General features: G+C 48.0%; 4 protein-coding genes and 1 pseudogene. All 5 read left to right on the top strand.

Features of this window, described 5'->3' with window-relative positions; genetic code table 11:
• Positions 1–63: 63 nt before the first annotated feature.
• Positions 64–792, top strand: coding sequence for a UMP kinase (gene pyrH, locus BZG83_RS16220; RefSeq protein ID WP_069588604.1), 729 nt, complete (start codon positions 64–66; stop codon positions 790–792).
• 53 nt (positions 793–845) lie between these two features.
• A complete protein-coding gene (gene frr, locus BZG83_RS16215; protein ID WP_077482095.1) occupies positions 846–1403 on the top strand; it encodes a ribosome recycling factor in 558 nt (185 codons plus the stop codon).
• Between the two features lie 75 nt (positions 1404–1478).
• Entirely contained in the window at positions 1479–2249 is a 771-nt protein-coding gene (locus BZG83_RS16210; protein ID WP_077482093.1) for an isoprenyl transferase, read from the top strand.
• A 15-nt stretch (positions 2250–2264) separates the two neighbouring features.
• Positions 2265–2423: pseudogene (locus BZG83_RS16635) on the top strand (phosphatidate cytidylyltransferase); the annotation flags it as partial.
• A 16-nt stretch (positions 2424–2439) separates the two neighbouring features.
• A partial coding sequence (locus tag BZG83_RS16205; protein WP_198929750.1) for a phosphatidate cytidylyltransferase occupies positions 2440–2594 on the top strand: 155 nt, incomplete at its 3' end.

The following is a 2594-nucleotide window of genomic DNA, read 5'->3' as shown; positions in this document are numbered from 1 at the left end:
GTATTCGCCGCGGCCTTTCCATAACCTTCTTCCCTAACTTAGTGCCTAATATAAGGTAGTGACATGACTACAAATCCTAAGCCTGCATATCAACGCATTTTACTTAAACTCAGTGGTGAAGCCCTGCAGGGCAACGATGGATTCGGTATCGATCCAACTGTGCTAGACCGTATGGCACAAGAAATTAAAGAATTGGTCGAGTTAGGTGTTCAGGTCGGATTAGTCATCGGCGGCGGTAATTTATTCCGTGGCGCTGGTCTTGCCGAAGCGGGAATGAACCGTGTTGTGGGCGATCACATGGGTATGCTGGCCACCGTGATGAACGGTTTGGCAATGCGTGATGCACTTCATCGTGCCTATGTGAACGCACGAGTGATGTCCGCCATTCCACTTAATGGTGTGTGTGACAGCTATAACTGGGCTGAAGCGATTAGCCAGCTTCGTAATGGCCGTGTGGTGATTTTCTCTGCCGGAACGGGTAACCCTTTCTTTACCACGGATTCAGCGGCGTGCCTACGCGGCATTGAAATTGAATCTGACGTGGTGATCAAAGCAACGAAAGTCGACGGCGTATACAGTGATGACCCAACCAAAAACCCAGATGCTGAGCTTTATTCAACCTTGAGTTACCAAGATGTACTCGAAAAAGAGTTGAAAGTAATGGATTTGGCCGCATTTACGTTAGCACGCGATCACCAAATGCCGATCCGTGTGTTTAATATGAATAAGCCGGGCGCCTTACGCCGTGTCGTGATGGGTGAAACAGAAGGCACTCTGATTACTAACAGCTAAGCCGATTTAGTGGCATAATCGGACAGTAAAATTCAATCGCAAGGATACCTCCAGTGATTAACGATATTAAAGCAGACGCCAAAGCGCGTATGGATAAAAGTGTAGAAGCGCTTAAACACAATCTTTCAAAACTTCGCACCGGTCGTGCCCACCCAAGCTTGTTGGAAGGCATTACGGTTGAATACTATGGTGCACCAACACCGTTGAAACAACTCGCCTCTATTGTTGCTGAAGATGCACGAACCTTGGCGATTACTGTTTTTGACAAGCAAGTAGCACAAGCGGTTGAAAAAGCGATCATGACTGCAGACTTGGGCCTTAATCCATCATCAGCAGGTACAGTGATCCGTGTGCCGCTTCCTCCATTGACGGAAGAACGTCGTAAAGAAATGGTTAAGTTGGTGCGCGCAGAAGGCGAACAAGGCCGCGTTGCAGTACGTAATATCCGCCGTGATGCCAACAATGATCTTAAATCGTTGCTAAAAGACAAAGAAATCTCCGAAGATGACGAACGTCGCGCACAAGATGAGATTCAAAAGTTGACGGATGCAGCGGTGAAGAATGTTGATGCGCTTCTTGATGCAAAAGAAAAAGAGTTGATGGAAGTCTAAATCTCATTAGACTTTACCACCAATGTCAAAGCGCTGTGCGTGCAGTACAGCGCTTTTTATTTGCCAAGGAGAAACATGAGTTCCCAGTCTCTTGATGCGCAGCTCGAGTCTGCCGCCCTACCGCAGCACATTGCCGTTATCATGGATGGAAACGGACGTTGGGCAAAGGCGCGAGGCAAAGCCCGTGTATTTGGGCATAAAGCCGGTGTTAAAGCAGTGCGTAAAACGGTGAAGGCGGCGTCGGAGCTTGGGGTAAAAGCCCTAACCTTGTTTGCGTTCAGCAGTGAAAACTGGCGTCGGCCAGAAGATGAAGTCAGTGTGCTGATGGAGTTGTTCATCAGTGTGCTTTCTCGCGAAGTCAAACGCTTGAACAAAAATGGTGTCCAACTTCGCGTGATCGGTGATACCTCTCGATTTAATCCATCACTACAACAAAAAATTGCCGAAGCCGAAGCATTAACAGCAGGCAATGAGCGTCTTGTGCTCAATATTGCGGCCAACTATGGTGGGCAATGGGATATTACCCAAGCGGCACGCCGTGTCGCAGAGCAGGTCGCTGCTGGTCAATTACAAGCCAGTGATATCACAGAGCAAGATATTGCTCGTCAATTGATGCTATCCGACTTACCCGATGTGGATTTAATGATCCGTACCAGTGGTGAATGTCGCATTAGTAACTTCATCTTGTGGCAAGCTGCCTATGCCGAGTTGTATTTTACAGAACAATATTGGCCCGATTTCAACGAGCAAAGTCTGTTCGATGCGGTCGCTTGGTATGTTAATCGTGAACGACGTTTTGGCTGTACCGGCGAGCAAATCAAAGCCAAGCTAACCACTGATAAGTAACCACGAGGAATCAGTTTGCTCAAACAACGTGTATTAACCGCGGCTTTGTTAGTCCCTTTGGTGGTCGCCGCTGTCTTTTATTTACCTTTTCCCGCGTTTGTTGCGGTGATTGCTGCCGTAACGCTGCTCGGTCATTGGGAGTGGACACAGTTTGTGTCCAACTCTTCAAGAGTAACCACGAGGAATCAGTTTGCTCAAACAACGTGTATTAACCGCGGCTTTGTTAGTCCCTTTGGTGGTCGCCGCTGTCTTTTATTTACCTTTTCCCGCGTTTGTTGCGGTGATTGCTGCCGTAACGCTGCTCGGTCATTGGGAGTGGACACAGTTTGTGTCCAACTCTTCAAG

It is taken from the genome of Salinivibrio sp. PR919 (assembly GCF_001995355.1).
Classification (GTDB): domain Bacteria; phylum Pseudomonadota; class Gammaproteobacteria; order Enterobacterales; family Vibrionaceae; genus Salinivibrio; species Salinivibrio proteolyticus.
Note: the sequence above shows the minus strand (reverse complement) of the source record. Positions and strands in the feature narration are given on the sequence as shown.